This is a genomic window from Terasakiella pusilla DSM 6293 (genome assembly GCF_000688235.1).
GTDB classification, from domain to species: domain Bacteria; phylum Pseudomonadota; class Alphaproteobacteria; order Rhodospirillales; family Terasakiellaceae; genus Terasakiella; species Terasakiella pusilla.
In genome coordinates, this window is the sequence record NZ_JHYO01000001.1 from 208,007 (window position 1) to 222,303 (window position 14,297).

Below are 14,297 nucleotides of genomic sequence, written 5' to 3' on the forward strand. Positions count from 1 at the left end.
CCCCCTTAGGGACGGCACTGACCTGTGCCACGCACCTTATATTTAAAGCTGGTCAACTGTTCGACACCCACCGGACCACGGGCGTGCATTTTGCCTGTGGAAATCCCGATCTCCGCGCCCATGCCAAACTCGCCGCCATCGGCATATTGTGTGGAGGCATTAAGGACACAGATCGCACTATCGACCTGATTTAAAAAGGTTTCTGCAACCGCCATATCTTCGGTGATAATACAATCCGTATGGTGAGACCCATAGGTGTTGATATGCTGAACCGCTTCGTTGACATCGCCAACCACTTTTACAGAGATAATGGCATCCAGATATTCCGTGCCCCAATCTTCCTCACTGGCAGGCAGAATACGGCTGTCGATTTTTTGTGCTTCTGCATCCCCGCGGACTTCACAGCACGCCTCGATCAGGTCCGCAATGATACCCTTCATATCCACGCTGCGGTTGACCAGAAGCGTTTCGGTCGCCCCGCAAACGCCGGTACGACGCATCTTGCCGTTGACCACGACTTTACGCGCTTTTTCCAGATCAGCTTTCGCATCTACATAGATATGACAAATACCGTCCAGATGTTTAAACAACGGAATTTTAGACTCTTGGGTAATGCGCTCAATCAAGCCTTTGCCGCCGCGCGGGACAATCACATCAATGGTGTCGGACATGGTCAGCATCTCGCCCACCGCCGCACGATCCGTAGTCGGGATCATCTGGATACAGGTTTGCGGCAGATCAACGGATTGAAGCGCCTCGCTCAGACATTCCATGATCGCATGGCTGGAATGGAAACTTTCCGACCCACCGCGCAGGATCGCAACGTTGCCGGACTTCAACGACAACGCCGCTGCATCCGCCGTCACATTGGGGCGGCTTTCATAGATAATCCCGATCACCCCTAATGGTACGCGCACACGCTGGATTTCCAGCCCATTGGGGCGGTCCCATTCAGACATAATGTCACCCACCGGATCATCCAGTTCGGCAATCGCTTCAAGGCCCGACGCCATGCTTTCAATGCGCGCATCATCCAGCATCAGGCGATCCAGCATAGAGGCGCTCAGGCCTTTTGCTTCACCCGCCGCCATATCCTTGGAGTTGGCCTCTTTGATTTTTGGCATATTCTGGCGCAACAAGTCAGCCGCTTTTAAAAGGGCATTGTTTTTCTGCTCAGTTGGGGCGATGGACAAAACTTGGGCAGCGGCTTTCGCCTTGGAACCGAGGTCTTGCATAATCGCTTTAATGTCATGAGCTTGCGCCGTCATTAAACTATTCCTTTATCATAGAGTTAGGCGGGTAAAATAAGTCTTTCTTTTGCATCCTGCAAGCTGTATCAAGCCTATATTATGGAAGATACATATAATTGGTCAAAAGACCGGCTTCAGGTGTTTTTACTCGCCGCCGTCCAAGCGATGGTCATGAGTGGCTCCAGCCTGATTATGACAACCACTGCCCTGACCGGGGCCATTCTTGCTGATAAACCGTCAATGGCAACCTTGCCGCTGGCCTTTCAGTTTGTCGGAATGATGTGCGCAACGATCCCCGCCTCCCTGTTTATGGGTCGGGTCGGGCGTAAGTTTGGTTTTTCTGTTGGCTTATCTATCGGCATCGCCTCGGCGCTTTTAGCCACCTATGCTATCTTTCAAGGGAATTTCTGGCTGTTTGTCGTCGGCAGCTTCGGGCTGGGCATCAACAACAGCTTTGCCGCTTTCCTGCGTTTTGCCGCTGCCGAAGTGGTGAATAAAGAACATCGCCCCACCGCCATCTCCTATGTGATGGCAGGGGGCATTGTCGCAGCCTTTTTAGGGCCATGGCTTGCCACACAGTCAAAAGAATGGTTTGAACCCGTCCTGTTTGCCGGCGGCTTTTTGGCGATGGCGGGACTTTATATCGTCGCGATGTTCATCGTCATGGGGATCCGCTTTCGCAAAGAAACACCCAATAGCGAGATGCATGGCCCAGCGCGGCCCTTGTTGGAAATCGTCAAGCAACCGGCCTTCATCACCGCAGGACTGTCTGCCACGATGGGGTATGGCGTAATGATTTTGGTCATGACCGCAACGCCCCTTGCCATGGTCGCCTGTGGGTTGGACTTTAGCGACGCGGCCTTTGTCATCCAATGGCACGTCTTAGGCATGTTTCTGCCCAGTTTCTTTACCGGAAAGCTTATTCAAAAGTTCGGCGTGCTCAACATTATCCTCATCGGCGCGGTCCTCAATGGGATTTGTATGGCCTTTGCCCTCGCCGGCGTTGACCTGATGAATTTCTGGTTTGCGCTCGTCGCCCTGGGGGTGGGCTGGAACTTTATGTTTATCGGCGGCTCCAGCCTGTTGACCCAATGCTACCGCGAAACAGAACGCGCCAAAGTCCAAGCCCTCAACGACTTTCTGGTCTTTGGCACGGTTGCGGCCGCCAGCTTCTCCAGCGGCGCCATTCAAAACGCGATGGGCTGGTCATGGGTCAACTTTATGGTCGCTGTCCCGATGACCCTCGCGCTCATATCCGTGATTTGGTTAAAAGTACGTAACCCAAAAACGAGCTCTCATCGTATCTAAAAATCGTAAGACAAACCAATTTTTGCCCCACCCAACGACAGAGATTGATATTGGATCTTACCCCATACCTGAGCATCTATGCTCTCGCGGGCAAATTTCGTCCATGAAACCTCACTAAATAACGAAAGATTATCATAAACTTTATATTTCAAACCAACAGCCCCCACAACTCCCTTGTGGGTAGTAGATTTCTCCTCCGACTGAGGACCTGTTAGATCTAGGAAACCATACTTTACTTTAGCAATTGTGGGGCCTGCAGAAATATATAGCAATCCTTGATCATCAAACACTTTTTTTCCGACCTTTGCTCTCACAGAAGTCGTATACACAACGTCAGAATACACAACCCATTGCTGCGAATACAACTGATTCAATTTTTGATTTGCGGTATCGCTTGCCGTCATCCAATCAAAGGTTGCCTCGCCGCCAAGCAACACCCCATCACTGACTTCCCAATTGTACCCTGCAGAAGTTGCCCAATTGAAATCAGTCAAATTCATTTTCTGGGATGCACTGTCTTGACCATTTGACGCGAACTTCTCTTTACCATTGTTGAACCCGTAAACATATCCAACAGCTCCGGTGACATAAGGTCCTGTAAAGTCACTTGCGATAGCTGTAGTAGACAGCAACATGATAGTTGTAAAAACGATATTTTTCACATTCACCTCAAAAGATGTATTCTGACTCAACTTAAGATAATTATTCCGGCGCCGTTTATCATAAAAACATGGAAAATAACACTAATTTATTTTATTTTCCGCTCGATCAGTTCGTCCAAAAGGCGAATAACCTCTTTGGAATAGGTGTCCACTTTGGCAATCTCAGCCAAGGCACCTTCCACATCCCCTGCATTATAAAGGCGCACCGCCTCAATCCCGTGGGCGTGAACTTCTTTGTGCGGATCTTCAAGGTCGGCAAAGGCGCTATGGGCATGACAGGCCTTCGCGTCTTCTGAATAATACCATTTCCCCAGACGACAGCAGGTATGATCTGCCAATTCATCAGGGTTGAGACCTTCTAGCCCCGCGATCATATCCGCCAAACGTTTTTTCCAAATCACATGGTCCGACTTCGCCACCCGAATAATGCGCTGCGGGATGTCGAAGTTGTCCAGTGTCTCCATCTGTTCTTTGATCATATGTTCCACAGACTGCATGGCAATCATGTTGGATTTCACGTCTTCTACGTTCTTGGCACTGCTTTGGGCAATGCCGTTGATGGCAGTATTGATACTATCCGATGCCTCGATCTGTTCATCCAGAACGACACTGATCTGATCCATACTTTGGGAAGCCACCTGAATTTGTTGTGCGACGGTATGCATATTGTCATCCACCGTCTTCATCACTCCCTGCCCGTTGGAAACAGCCTGTGTGCCTTCATGCATAGAAACTACGATACGCGCCATCTCATCACGCAGATTGTCAATCCGGCTGCGGATTTGATCGGTCGCCCGCGACGTTTGATCCGCCAAGGCCTTGACCTCGCCAGCCACAACCGCAAAGCCTTTACCTGCCTCGCCCGCACGCGCCGCTTCAATGGTCGCGTTTAGTGCCAGCAAATTGGTTTGAGAGGCAATTTTTTCGATAGAGCCGACGATTTCCCCAATTTGTTGAGAGGCTTCGGACAGCTCATCCACACGTGACGCCGCTGTCATAACCGCTTGGGAGATCTCGTTCATGCTATCGACAGCCTGACGGGTCGCTTCTTGCCCGTTCTGCGTCGACAGCAACGCTTCGGTCGCAGAGCGCGAGACTTCTGTGCTGTTTTCACTGATGGTTTGGAAGCCCATAACCATTTGCTCGATAGCTGCCGCAATCTGCTGCGTGTCACTATCCACCGTCCGAATGGAATGCAAAATCGACGCATTGGCAATGGAGGCTTCGTTCACAGACATGGACAGGTTCACGGAACGATCCATTAAGTGATCCGCAAAATTGCTTTGGGCTTTTTTCGTATAGGTCTGGCTGGAATGATCAACAAACGAGCTCATGGATACTTCCAAATCCAGAAACGCCGCAGAGGTGATCGCCTGACACAATGGCATCGCCTTTTGAGGGGACTTGCCATATGTCTTCAAGACCAGACCCAACAGTTCGTCCACAATCAGATTATAACCTGCAATATACCATTGCGGTGTGATGCCAAACTTTTCGTGTACTTCGCCAATTTTTGCAGATTTTTGCAAAAAATCGTCATCAAAGTCCCCGTTAAAAATACGGAACCAATGTTTTTTTTGCACGTCTTTTAGGACATTTAGATTTTGCGCATCCTTTAAAACCTCGGGAACACCTTCCCATTTTTGGATATAAGAATAGAAAATGTCTAATATGGGATCAATATTGCGCTCAATCGTTGGCAAAAAGTCCCGCAATGCCGATACTGCCGTCGCATCCAAGCGAAAATGCTGCAATTTTTCAGCAATATTATTCATAAGTATGATCCCCTGAACCAAAATCTATCTCAATGTATAGAATGGTTTAGCAGGTGATCATTAACGCTTTATGAGTCATTCTAAAAATAGTTACATAAAATTGTAAAAAAACGATCTTTTTTAACACCTATGGTCGGCGTACATCTTCTTTATCCCAGACGTACAAAGTTTTCTCGATCCAGCCCGCGGTTTTAGACCAAACAGGTAACTGCGCCATCACATAAAGAAAAAATGCCCGACAGAACATACTCTGCTTCTGTTCGCGTTTGGCCCATTTCCAAGCACGTCCGGCACAACGCTTGAAGGCCACCTGTTGCAATGCAGCCGGGACCTCTGGATGGTCGCGCAAAAAATGCTGGATGGTAGCAGACAGGTCATGAATGACCGTTGCAGAAGCATCAAGCACGCGCCCTTCTGCCGTCTTGGGGCCAAAGACCGCCAACAAATCAGTCTTCCCCATACGCCCTTCATAGCTGATCCGCAAGGGAATGGAAAAATCCTGCACAAAGACGGTTTCATCACAACCGCCGACCTGTTTAAACGTCGCGGTGCGCATCATAGTCGAGGTGGAACCGCCCATGCCTTTTTTGATAAAAACTTCAAAAGGCTTGTCGATCAACTCAACCGTACCGCTTTCATCATCCGTTGCATGAAAAGCTGCCACCAGATCATCTGCCAATTGCCATTTGGCCTGCAAATGATCTAGCTTGTGGTCCCGCATCAATTCCAGCATGCGGCGGGTGGCAAAATGGGTCATCACATCATCGGCATCGACAATCTTGATAAATTCCCCTTGGGCGACAAATCCGCCTGTGTTGGTTGCCACCGACACACCGCCATTTTCTTGCTGGATGATTTTAACGTTGGGCCAGTCTGCGGTTTTCTGTCGAATGATCTCTACTGACTTATCGGTTGACCCATCATCAACAAAAATAAATTCCCGTGTGAAATCACCGGATTGATTGCCCAAGGACAACAGCATCGCGTCCAGAAAAGGCGCTTTGTTGTAGACAGTGATCACAAAGGAAACATCAATCATGGGTCCACCACCAGATCGTCGCGATGGATCATCACATCACGCCCATGATACCCGAGCTTTTCTTCAATCTCCGACGATTTAACCCCGACAATCCGTTTGGCATCGTCTGAACCATAGGCCATCAGCCCGCGCGCCACTTCCTGTCCAGCCAAAGACATAACCTGCACGGCCTCGCCGCGCTCAAAGTCCCCGATGACCTCTTTTACGCCGATTGGTAGCAGGCTTTTACCCGCCTTCAGCGCTTTTAAGCACCCTTCATCAATGATAACTTTTCCAACGGTTTTCAAACTGCCGGAAATCCATTGTTTGCGTGCCTTCTTAGGGGTTGCTTCAGGCAGGAACCATGTGGCTTTTACACCGTCTTCCAACGCTTGTAGCGGGTGCGGACGCTCCCCTTTGGTAATGACCATGCGGCAGCCTGCGTTCAGCGCGATTTTCGCGGCGGCGATCTTTGTCGTCATGCCCCCGGAACCCACATTGCTCGCAGATCCGCCTGCCATGGCTTCGATCTCCGGCGTAATGTGATGGACAACGGGAATAAACTCGGCAGCTAAATCTTTCGATGGATCGGCCGTATAAAGCCCATCAATATCAGAAAACAGAACCAAGGTATCCGCACTAATCATCGCCGCCACACGTGCCGCCAGTCGATCATTATCGCCAAAACGGATTTCATCCGTTGCCACACTGTCATTTTCATTAATCAACGGAACAGCCCCCACCTTCAACAGTGTTTCAATGGTATTACGGGCATTGATGTAGCGGCGGCGGTTTTCGCTATCTTCCAGCGTCACCAAAATTTGTGCAACTGTTGTGCGGTGATGGCCCAGCACTTCCTGATAAGCATGGGCCAGACGGATATTACCACAGGCGGCAGCCGCCTGCTTTTCTTCCAGACGCAAGCTGCCTTGCGGTAAATCCAGATAACGTCGCCCGACAGCCACCGCACCGGAGGTCACGATCACAACTTCCTGACCGCGTGCGCGTGCGGCAGCGATATCGCTTGCCAGACTTTCCAGCCAACTACGATGGACCGTACCATAAGTGGCATCAACCAACAGGGCAGACCCGATTTTGATGACAATACGTTTACCGTCTTTAAGTGCCGTACTTTGAAATAGGTCTGCCATGGTCTGACTTTATAAAGTTATTGATTTCAGTCTGTTATAAGCAAATTATGCCAAGGGATCAAACGGTTTGGCGTCCTCTGGCCATTCTTCCTCTGGCGCCGTAGGGGTATCGTCCCATGGACCCGCGGTAAATTCTTTAATGCCGCCATCATCGCCACGGATGATACGGTCCATCTTCAGCAACAGATCGTCAATCCCTGTACGCGCCACGCCGGAGATCGTGTAGATCTCACCGTCATAGACCTTGGACAGAAGTTCTTTTTGTTCTTCCACTTGTTCATCCAGCAAGGCATCACACTTGTTGAGCGCAACCACTTCCGGCTTCAAGGACAGCTCTTTGCTATAAGCTTCCAGCTCATGACGAATGGTGGTGTAGGCTTCATCCACATTGTCCTGCGTCACGTCAATCAGATGCAACAGCACCGAACAGCGCTCCACATGCCCAAGGAAGCGATCGCCCAGACCTTGACCTTCATGCGCGCCTTCAATCAAACCGGGGATATCGGCGACCACAAATTCGTGCCCGTCTTTTTGATCACCGGCATGCACAACGCCCAAATTGGGGTGCAAGGTGGTAAAGGGATAATCCGCAATTTTCGGACGCGCGCGTGACACCGCCGACAGGAAAGTGGATTTACCCGCGTTCGGTAAGCCGACCAAACCGGCGTCCGCAATCAATTTCAGGCGCAACCAGACCCACCGTTCCACACCGGGCCAGCCCGGCTCCGACTTACGCGGGGCTTGGTTGGTCGAGGTCTTAAACTGCGCGTTCCCGCGACCGCCATCACCACCGCGCATCAACACGCGGCTGACGCCCGGTTCCAGAAAATCTGCCAGAACGGTTTCTTTATCTTCATCCAGAATTTGCGTACCGACGGGCACTTTCAGGACAATATCATCGCCCTTTTTACCACTGCGGTTACGACCCGCGCCGCCATCGCCACGCTTGGCTTTGAAGTGTTGCTGGTAGCGGTAATCGATCAGGGTGTTGAGGTTATCCACACATTCCACGATCACATCGCCGCCCCGTCCGCCGTCACCGCCATCGGGACCGCCGAACTCCACGTATTTTTCGCGTCTGAAACTGGTACAGCCGTTCCCGCCGTCGCCACTTTTCAAAAAAATCTTTGCTTGATCGAGGAATTTCATTGTTTTTAACCGGTTGTATGTTCCTGCCAAGGCAGGAATGTATATCCAACAGCCCCCATCTGTATAGAGGGGACAAGACGAAAAAAGAGGAATGGAAAAAACCACCCCTCTCTTCTCTAACTTTTAATAAGCTTAAAACAGCTTATTCAGCAGCTTCTACGTTTACGTAGGTGCGGCCTTTGGCTTTGGTGCGGAAGTTCACTTTACCTTCTGCTTTTGCAAAAAGTGTGTGATCTTTACCCATACCAACGTTGTCGCCAGCATAGAATTTGGTGCCGCGTTGACGGACCAAAATGTTGCCAGCCAAAACAGCTTCGCCACCGAATTTTTTTACACCGAGGCGTTTGCTTTCTGAATCGCGACCGTTACGGGACGAGCCACCAGCTTTCTTATGAGCCATAACTTAATCTCCTAAATTTAACGGCCTTAGCCTTTGATAGACTTGATGCGCAAAACAGTCTGCTCTTGGCGGTGACCTTTTGTGCGGCGATATTGTTGACGACGTTTCTTCTTGAAGATGATCACTTTGTCACCTTTGCCTTGTTCCAGAACTTCTGCAGTCACAGAAGCACCGTTTACAAGCGGTGTACCAACAGTGGTTTTACCTTCAGAACCAACCAGAAGAACATCTTCCAGTGTGATTTCAGAACCGGCTTCACCAGCCAGTTTTTCAACGATGATAACGTCATTTTCAGCGACAGTATACTGCTTGCCGCCTGTTTTCACGATAGCGAACATGGTTCGTCATATCCTTCAATTTACGCGTTCTGCGGTGCCGGGATTGCCGGGCTTCGACTCGCAAGCGAGAACCTCGAACAGCGCGTTAACAAATATAGGGCTTTATGAACACATAAAACCCTTCAAGTCGGCGTACTATACGCATCTTTCGCCCAGAGTCAATAAATAAGCGGCTTCCCGGTGCCGCGCCCAAATCCCACCCGGATGTCTACGTAGATATTTTAGGGTATATTTTTCTACCAAAGTTTGACAAGATGCACTGGGAAAAAACATTTATATATGAGCGTACTATGGTGGAGAACACTACTCCGGTCAGCGGAGTTGAGCAGACCTTTAAAGACAATGAAATCATTGTAAGCAAGACCGACCTGAAAGGTCGGATTACCTATGCAAACAAGGTTTTTCTGGATGTCGCAGGCTATCAACTGTCTGAAGTGATGGGCCAACCACATAATATGATCCGACACCCGGACATGCCACGTTGCATCTTTAAACTGCTGTGGGACACCCTTGAACAGAAAAAAGAACTGTTCGCCTACGTGATGAACCGCTGCAAAAACGGCGATCACTATTGGGTATTAGCACACGTCACACCAAGCTACGACACCGACGGACAGCATACGGGCTATCACTCCAACCGCCGTGTGCCCAACCGAAAAATCCTAGAAGAGACCATCATGCCCCTCTATTCAAGGCTGCTCCAAGTCGAACAATCGCACGCCAACCGCAAAGAAGGTATGGCAGCCTCCACACAAGTATTGCTTGATATTCTGAACGAAAAAGGGGTCGGTTACGATGAATACATTCTCTCTTTATAAGGGCAAAATCCTACTGGTCGTCGCCTTGATCGCTTTACTTGGCCTGTTTATCTATTTTTCTGTTTCTTCCGGTTTTTCCATCATTACACTCGCTCTGTGTGGTCTGATCGCCGCCTGCATCCTGATCGCGCTGACAAGTTCAGGGGCAACAGGAGGCGGCTCGCCCGATGCGCTCACTGAAATTATGCTGGTCAGCCAGGAAATCGATATGGGGAACTTTGAAGCCCGTATCACCAAACAGGCCGACGGACAGGTCAAAGACGTCTATGACGCCGTCAACTCCATGATCGACAGAACGGACGCGTTTGTGCGCGAAGCTGCGGCTGCTATGGAGTATGTCGCGCAAAAGCGCTATTTCCGCTATATTCTGGAAACGGGTATGACAGGCGCCTTCCTCAAGGCTGCGCGCGATATCAACGCCTCTATTGAAAACCTGTCTCGCATGCAAGCCAGCTCTTTGGTTGTTCAAGACAAGGTCACCACTGTTGTTGGCAACGTGGTTGCAAATTCCCGCTCCATCGTGCAAGAAGCCGAAAATATGGGCGGTCGAATTGACAAAAGTTCCTCCGGCACCATCGAAGTTGCGGAAGCGGCCATCCAAACATCTGAAAGCATCACCCTTGTAGCCGCAGCAGCGGAAGAACTGGCGGCAAGTGTACGTGAAATTACCCGTCAGGTCTCATACGCGAGCGAAACTTCACAAACCGCCATGAATAACGTCAACGCCATTCAAGATGACATTAAAATGTTATCGGCAGAAGCGAACAACATCGGCGAAGTGATCCAGCTTATTTCCGATATTGCCGCAAAAACAAACCTGCTAGCCCTCAACGCTACGGTCGAAGCAGCCCGGGCGGGGGAAGCAGGTAAAGGCTTTGCGGTTGTTGCAGCCGAAGTGAAAAACCTTGCCGACCAGACCAGTAAGGCGACCGATCGCATTTCCGATCAAATCGGCAATATCCAGGATGCAACCGAAGGCGTTGTTTCGAAATCCCGCGATATCTACCGTACGATTGAAGAGATCAACGAAGTCTCCGCCGCGATTGCTGCCGCCGTAGAAGAGCAAGGTGCGGCAACCAATGACATCTCCGACAAAGTCGGCGTGGTTGCCACACAATCAAGCAAAGTCTCTGACCGGATCAGTGACATCGCACAGGCGTCTGCCGGGTCCTACGCCGGTGCCATCACCGTGATCTGGGCGGCTGACGACCAGATCAAACCGGTGGAAGAACTGGATGTGGACCTCAAAGCCTTCTTCAAGCTGCTTTGAGATCTCTATCCTAGATGCTCTTTCAAGAAAGACGTCGTGCGGGTCCAGGCCAGCGCGGCGTCTTTTTCGTCATAGCGCGACCCTGTCGGGTTGGCGAAGGCGTGATCGGCCTCATACCAATAATTGGTGTAATCGGTTTTGCCCGCTTCTTTCAACGCGGCTTCAAACCCGTTCACCATATCTTTGTTGATACTTTTATCCAGCGTGCCGAAATGTCCCAACACCGGACTGGACAGACTTTGCAGATCCGCCGCTGACTTATTGACCCGACCATAATAAATCACCGTTGCATCAACGGGTGTGGCAAGCGATGTGTTCAGCGACCAGCCACCGCCAAAACACCAGCCCATTGTGGCCACTTTGCCGGACCCGTTTGCGCGCAACCAATTGACCGCCGTGACCAGTTTTTCCGTCGCGGCCGCCTCATCCATCCCCTTCATCAGGGACATGGCTTCGTCACGGGTAGCGCCATACTGGCCGTCATAGAGATCAATTGCCAGCGCAAGATAACCCATCTCGCTCAGTTCATGGGCAACCGCGCGGATTTGATCGTTCAGCCCCCACCATTCGTGGATCAACAAAACCGCCGGACCTGTGCCACCTTTCGGTTTTGCAAGCGAACCGGTCACGGTGTGACCATTTGCTGTGGGGAGGGAGAAATCCGCCATCATATGGCTGGCGGCTTTTGCCAGATCAGGATAGGCCAGCACCGTTGCCAAGGGCAAGCTCGCCAATCCCAGACTAAACTGACGCCGATCCAGCGCTGTGACTTTGGGTAAAGGTTTGTTTGATTTTTGTGATCCGCAACCGTTGATATCGCACATTGTGCTCTCCCAGATAATTTTCCAATAAAAGGTATCTGAGGTTTGTACGCCTTTTTCTCAATAGCGGATTTCAAGAATTTCCAGTTCTTCTTCCCCCTTCGGGGTTTTGACCGTTACCAGATCACCAACACGGCCCTTGATCAAGGCGCGCGCCACCGGGGAAATCCAGCTGATCAAGCCTTTGGTCGAATCGACTTCATCTTCCCCAACAATGCGCACAGTGACTTTTTCTTCGCGATCATTTTCATAAATGACGGTTGCGCCAAAGAAAACCTGATCGCGGTTGGTTTGTTCTTGCGGATTAACCACCTGCGCCGCCTCAATCCGTTTTGTCAAAAAGCGCACACGGCGATCAATCTCGCGCAAGCGCTTCTTACCATACTGATAATCGGCGTTTTCACTCCGGTCCCCATTTCCTGCAGCCCAAGTCACCACCTTCACGACCTTTGGACGCTCGATTGACCAGAGCTGATACTTTTCACCCTTAAGGTTCAGCAAGCCTTCGGGAGTAATATAATTCGGTCTGTCTGCCATAGAAATCTCTTGTTTGTTTCTGCTTTCCTACTAGATTATCACGCAAACGTCAAAACAGGTGAGACTAGGTATTTTTATGAAACGCAGTAAATCTTTAAAACTGGCCCTGATGGGCGCAACCATCCTGACCATGAGCGCATGTGACAATACAGAAGACACTGCCGCCATCTTCAAAGACGTGGATGAATGTGCGCAGTTTGAAGGTGAAAATCTTGACCAGTGTCGTCAAGGTTGGGAACAGGCTGCCGAAGAACATGTCCGTACAGCCCCCAAATACACCTCTATTGCAGAGTGTCAGGCTGACTTTGGTGAAGAGCAGTGCGAGCAAGCCCCGCAACAGACCTCTTCTGGCGGGTCTGTCTTTATGCCCATGATGATGGGCTATATGATGGGCTCTATGCTGGCAAACGGGACACGTTCCAACGTGGCGACCCAGCCGCTTTATCGCTCCAAGGATGACCCGAAGACATTCCGCACCGGCGATAACCAAAAAGTGTCGACAAAAACCGGCGTTCAGCCCGTGCCAAGCACCGTCACCAAAGCCCCCAGCACAAAAACATCAACCGTGCGCCGCGGCGGATTTGGTACAACAGCCGCCCGTACAAGCACCAGCTCACGTAGCTACGGCGGTTAATCTCCATGATTCGCATTTCCATTCAGGAACGTGAGAACTGGCAAGAACTGGCAAAAGAAGTCGGCTTCCAGTTCCACACCATTGACGGCGAGAAATACTGGGATGAAAGCGCCTGTTACCGCTTCACCCTTGAACAGATTGAACAAGACATTGAAGATCCAACGGCAGAGCTGGAACAGATGTGCTTTCAAGCCGTTGATCGCGTCATCAATGACGAAAGCCTGATGGAAAAGCTCGCGATCCCGCAACCCTATTGGGACTATGTCCGTTCCAGCTGGCAGAATCGGGAACGAAACCTCTATGGGCGCATGGACTTTTCCTATGACGGTAAAAGCCCTGCAAAACTGCTTGAATATAACGCCGATACGCCCACATCGCTTTATGAAAGCGCGGCCTTCCAGTGGGTCTGGATGGAACAGGCCATGGAACAGGGACTGATCCCGCCGGATTGCGACCAGTTCAACTCGATCCATGAACAGCTCATCAGCGCCTTTCGCGCGATGGAAATCGACGGCACCCTGCATATGGCAGCCTGTCAGGGCAGTCTGGAAGATGAAGGCACCGTCCTGTATCTGGAAGAATGTGCCACCCAAGCCCATGTCAAAACCCACTTCATCCATATGGAAGAAATCGGCATTGACGCAGATGGTCGCCTGACAGACTTGCAAGACAACGTCATCACCAACCTGTTTAAGCTCTACCCGTGGGAATGGATGATGCGCGAAGAATTCGGCGAAGCCATGCCAACGTCTGGCGTGACTTTTATCGAACCCGCATGGAAAACCATCCTGTCCAACAAAGGCATCCTGCCCGTCCTGTGGGAGATGTTTGAGGGCCACCCCAACCTATTGCCCTCTTACTTTATGGAAGATGCCCACAAACTGACCGGTGGCTTTGCCAAAAAACCGATCTATTCACGCGAAGGCGCAGGCGTCAGCTTGCACGAAAATGGACAGACACTGGAAGAGGTCAAAGGCCCCTACGGTGAAGAAGGCCATATCGTCCAAGCCCTGCACCCGCTGCCCGTCTTTGAAGGTAATCACGCGGTCATCGGCAGCTGGCTCGTCGCATCGCAACCCAGTGGCATCGGTATCCGCGAAGATAACTCCGCCATCACCAAAGACACCTCCCGCTTCGTCCCTCACGTAATTCGGGAGTAAGCTAAA

Annotated in this window: 15 protein-coding genes; 5 read left to right on the forward strand and 10 right to left on the reverse strand. The window is 50.7% G+C overall.

What is annotated here, in order from left to right; translation table 11 throughout:
• Positions 1-5: 5 nt before the first annotated feature.
• Positions 6-1,268 carry a glutamate-5-semialdehyde dehydrogenase gene (locus tag Q397_RS0101100; protein WP_028877844.1) on the reverse strand — a complete coding sequence of 421 codons (1,263 nt, stop codon included), beginning with the start codon at positions 1,266-1,268 and terminating at the stop codon, positions 6-8.
• An 81-nt stretch (positions 1,269-1,349) separates the two neighbouring features.
• Between Q397_RS0101100 and Q397_RS20460 the strand changes: the two genes are divergently transcribed.
• Positions 1,350-2,558 carry an MFS transporter gene (locus Q397_RS20460; protein WP_051609582.1) on the forward strand — a complete coding sequence of 403 codons (1,209 nt, stop codon included), beginning with the start codon at positions 1,350-1,352 and terminating at the stop codon, positions 2,556-2,558.
• Here Q397_RS20460 and Q397_RS0101110 read toward each other — a convergent pair.
• The 7 genes from Q397_RS0101110 to rplU form a co-directional block, all read right to left on the reverse strand.
• The gene (locus tag Q397_RS0101110; protein WP_156950602.1) at positions 2,555-3,220 is read right to left on the reverse strand and encodes an outer membrane protein; all 666 of its coding nucleotides are present in this window, start codon (positions 3,218-3,220) and stop codon (positions 2,555-2,557) included. The genes Q397_RS20460 and Q397_RS0101110 overlap by 4 nt on opposite strands.
• Positions 3,221-3,306: 86 nt before the next feature.
• On the reverse strand, positions 3,307-4,995 hold the full coding sequence (locus Q397_RS0101115) for a methyl-accepting chemotaxis protein (RefSeq protein WP_051609583.1): 1,689 nt from the start codon (positions 4,993-4,995) through the stop codon (positions 3,307-3,309).
• A 127-nt stretch (positions 4,996-5,122) separates the two neighbouring features.
• A complete protein-coding gene (locus tag Q397_RS23725; RefSeq protein ID WP_028877847.1) occupies positions 5,123-6,034 on the reverse strand; it encodes a glycosyltransferase family 2 protein in 912 nt (303 codons plus the stop codon).
• Positions 6,031-7,164 carry a glutamate 5-kinase gene (gene proB / locus Q397_RS0101125; RefSeq protein ID WP_028877848.1) on the reverse strand — a complete coding sequence of 378 codons (1,134 nt, stop codon included), beginning with the start codon at positions 7,162-7,164 and terminating at the stop codon, positions 6,031-6,033. Before proB ends, Q397_RS23725 begins: the two co-directional genes overlap by 4 nt.
• A gap of 45 nt (positions 7,165-7,209) precedes the next feature.
• Complete coding sequence (gene obgE / locus Q397_RS20470; RefSeq protein WP_051609584.1) at positions 7,210-8,313, reverse strand: GTPase ObgE; 1,104 nt, start codon at positions 8,311-8,313, stop codon at positions 7,210-7,212.
• A 142-nt stretch (positions 8,314-8,455) separates the two neighbouring features.
• Positions 8,456-8,713, reverse strand: a complete 258-nt coding sequence (gene rpmA / locus Q397_RS0101135) for a 50S ribosomal protein L27 (RefSeq protein WP_028877849.1) — start codon at positions 8,711-8,713, stop codon at positions 8,456-8,458.
• 26 nt (positions 8,714-8,739) lie between these two features.
• Positions 8,740-9,051 (reverse strand): 50S ribosomal protein L21, encoded by a 312-nt coding sequence (gene rplU / locus Q397_RS0101140; protein WP_028877850.1) that lies wholly within the window; start codon positions 9,049-9,051, stop codon positions 8,740-8,742.
• 290 nt (positions 9,052-9,341) lie between these two features.
• Here rplU and Q397_RS0101145 point away from each other — a divergent pair, with 290 nt between their 5' ends.
• Complete coding sequence (locus Q397_RS0101145; RefSeq protein WP_028877851.1) at positions 9,342-9,869, forward strand: PAS domain-containing protein; 528 nt, start codon at positions 9,342-9,344, stop codon at positions 9,867-9,869.
• Entirely contained in the window at positions 9,847-11,139 is a 1,293-nt protein-coding gene (locus tag Q397_RS0101150) for a methyl-accepting chemotaxis protein (RefSeq protein ID WP_051609585.1), read from the forward strand. Before Q397_RS0101145 ends, Q397_RS0101150 begins: the two co-directional genes overlap by 23 nt.
• A gap of 5 nt (positions 11,140-11,144) precedes the next feature.
• Here the strand turns inward: Q397_RS0101150 and Q397_RS0101155 are convergent, their stop codons facing one another.
• A complete protein-coding gene (locus tag Q397_RS0101155; RefSeq protein ID WP_028877853.1) occupies positions 11,145-11,963 on the reverse strand; it encodes a dienelactone hydrolase family protein in 819 nt (272 codons plus the stop codon).
• Positions 11,964-12,020: 57 nt separating this feature from the next.
• Positions 12,021-12,497 (reverse strand): transcription elongation factor GreB, encoded by a 477-nt coding sequence (gene greB / locus Q397_RS0101160; RefSeq protein WP_038012422.1) that lies wholly within the window; start codon positions 12,495-12,497, stop codon positions 12,021-12,023.
• Between the two features lie 76 nt (positions 12,498-12,573).
• Between greB and Q397_RS0101165 the strand changes: the two genes are divergently transcribed.
• Together Q397_RS0101165 and Q397_RS0101170 are read left to right on the forward strand one after the other, a co-directional pair.
• Positions 12,574-13,131: a DUF1190 domain-containing protein gene (locus Q397_RS0101165; RefSeq protein ID WP_028877855.1), complete on the forward strand. Its 558-nt coding sequence runs from the start codon at positions 12,574-12,576 to the stop codon at positions 13,129-13,131.
• Positions 13,132-13,136: 5 nt separating this feature from the next.
• The gene (locus Q397_RS0101170) at positions 13,137-14,291 is read left to right on the forward strand and encodes a glutathionylspermidine synthase family protein (RefSeq protein ID WP_028877856.1); all 1,155 of its coding nucleotides are present in this window, start codon (positions 13,137-13,139) and stop codon (positions 14,289-14,291) included.
• Positions 14,292-14,297 lie beyond the last annotated feature (6 nt).

Bases quoted from the DNA above. Each gene is read 5' to 3' on its own strand.
- Q397_RS0101100 (WP_028877844.1), bottom strand. From the start codon at position 1,268: ATGACGGCGCAAGCTCATGACATTAAAGCGATTATGCAAGACCTCGGT.
- Q397_RS20460 (WP_051609582.1), top strand. From the start codon at position 1,350: ATGGAAGATACATATAATTGGTCAAAAGACCGGCTTCAGGTGTTTTTA.
- Q397_RS0101115 (WP_051609583.1), bottom strand. From the start codon at position 4,995: ATGAATAATATTGCTGAAAAATTGCAGCATTTTCGCTTGGATGCGACG.
- Q397_RS23725 (WP_028877847.1), bottom strand. From the start codon at position 6,034: ATGATTGATGTTTCCTTTGTGATCACTGTCTACAACAAAGCGCCTTTT.
- proB (WP_028877848.1), bottom strand. From the start codon at position 7,164: ATGGCAGACCTATTTCAAAGTACGGCACTTAAAGACGGTAAACGTATT.
- obgE (WP_051609584.1), bottom strand. From the start codon at position 8,313: ATGAAATTCCTCGATCAAGCAAAGATTTTTTTGAAAAGTGGCGACGGC.
- rpmA (WP_028877849.1), bottom strand. From the start codon at position 8,713: ATGGCTCATAAGAAAGCTGGTGGCTCGTCCCGTAACGGTCGCGATTCA.
- rplU (WP_028877850.1), bottom strand. From the start codon at position 9,051: ATGTTCGCTATCGTGAAAACAGGCGGCAAGCAGTATACTGTCGCTGAA.
- Q397_RS0101145 (WP_028877851.1), top strand. From the start codon at position 9,342: ATGGTGGAGAACACTACTCCGGTCAGCGGAGTTGAGCAGACCTTTAAA.
- Q397_RS0101150 (WP_051609585.1), top strand. From the start codon at position 9,847: ATGAATACATTCTCTCTTTATAAGGGCAAAATCCTACTGGTCGTCGCC.
- Q397_RS0101155 (WP_028877853.1), bottom strand. From the start codon at position 11,963: ATGTGCGATATCAACGGTTGCGGATCACAAAAATCAAACAAACCTTTA.
- greB (WP_038012422.1), bottom strand. From the start codon at position 12,497: ATGGCAGACAGACCGAATTATATTACTCCCGAAGGCTTGCTGAACCTT.
- Q397_RS0101165 (WP_028877855.1), top strand. From the start codon at position 12,574: ATGAAACGCAGTAAATCTTTAAAACTGGCCCTGATGGGCGCAACCATC.
- Q397_RS0101170 (WP_028877856.1), top strand. From the start codon at position 13,137: ATGATTCGCATTTCCATTCAGGAACGTGAGAACTGGCAAGAACTGGCA.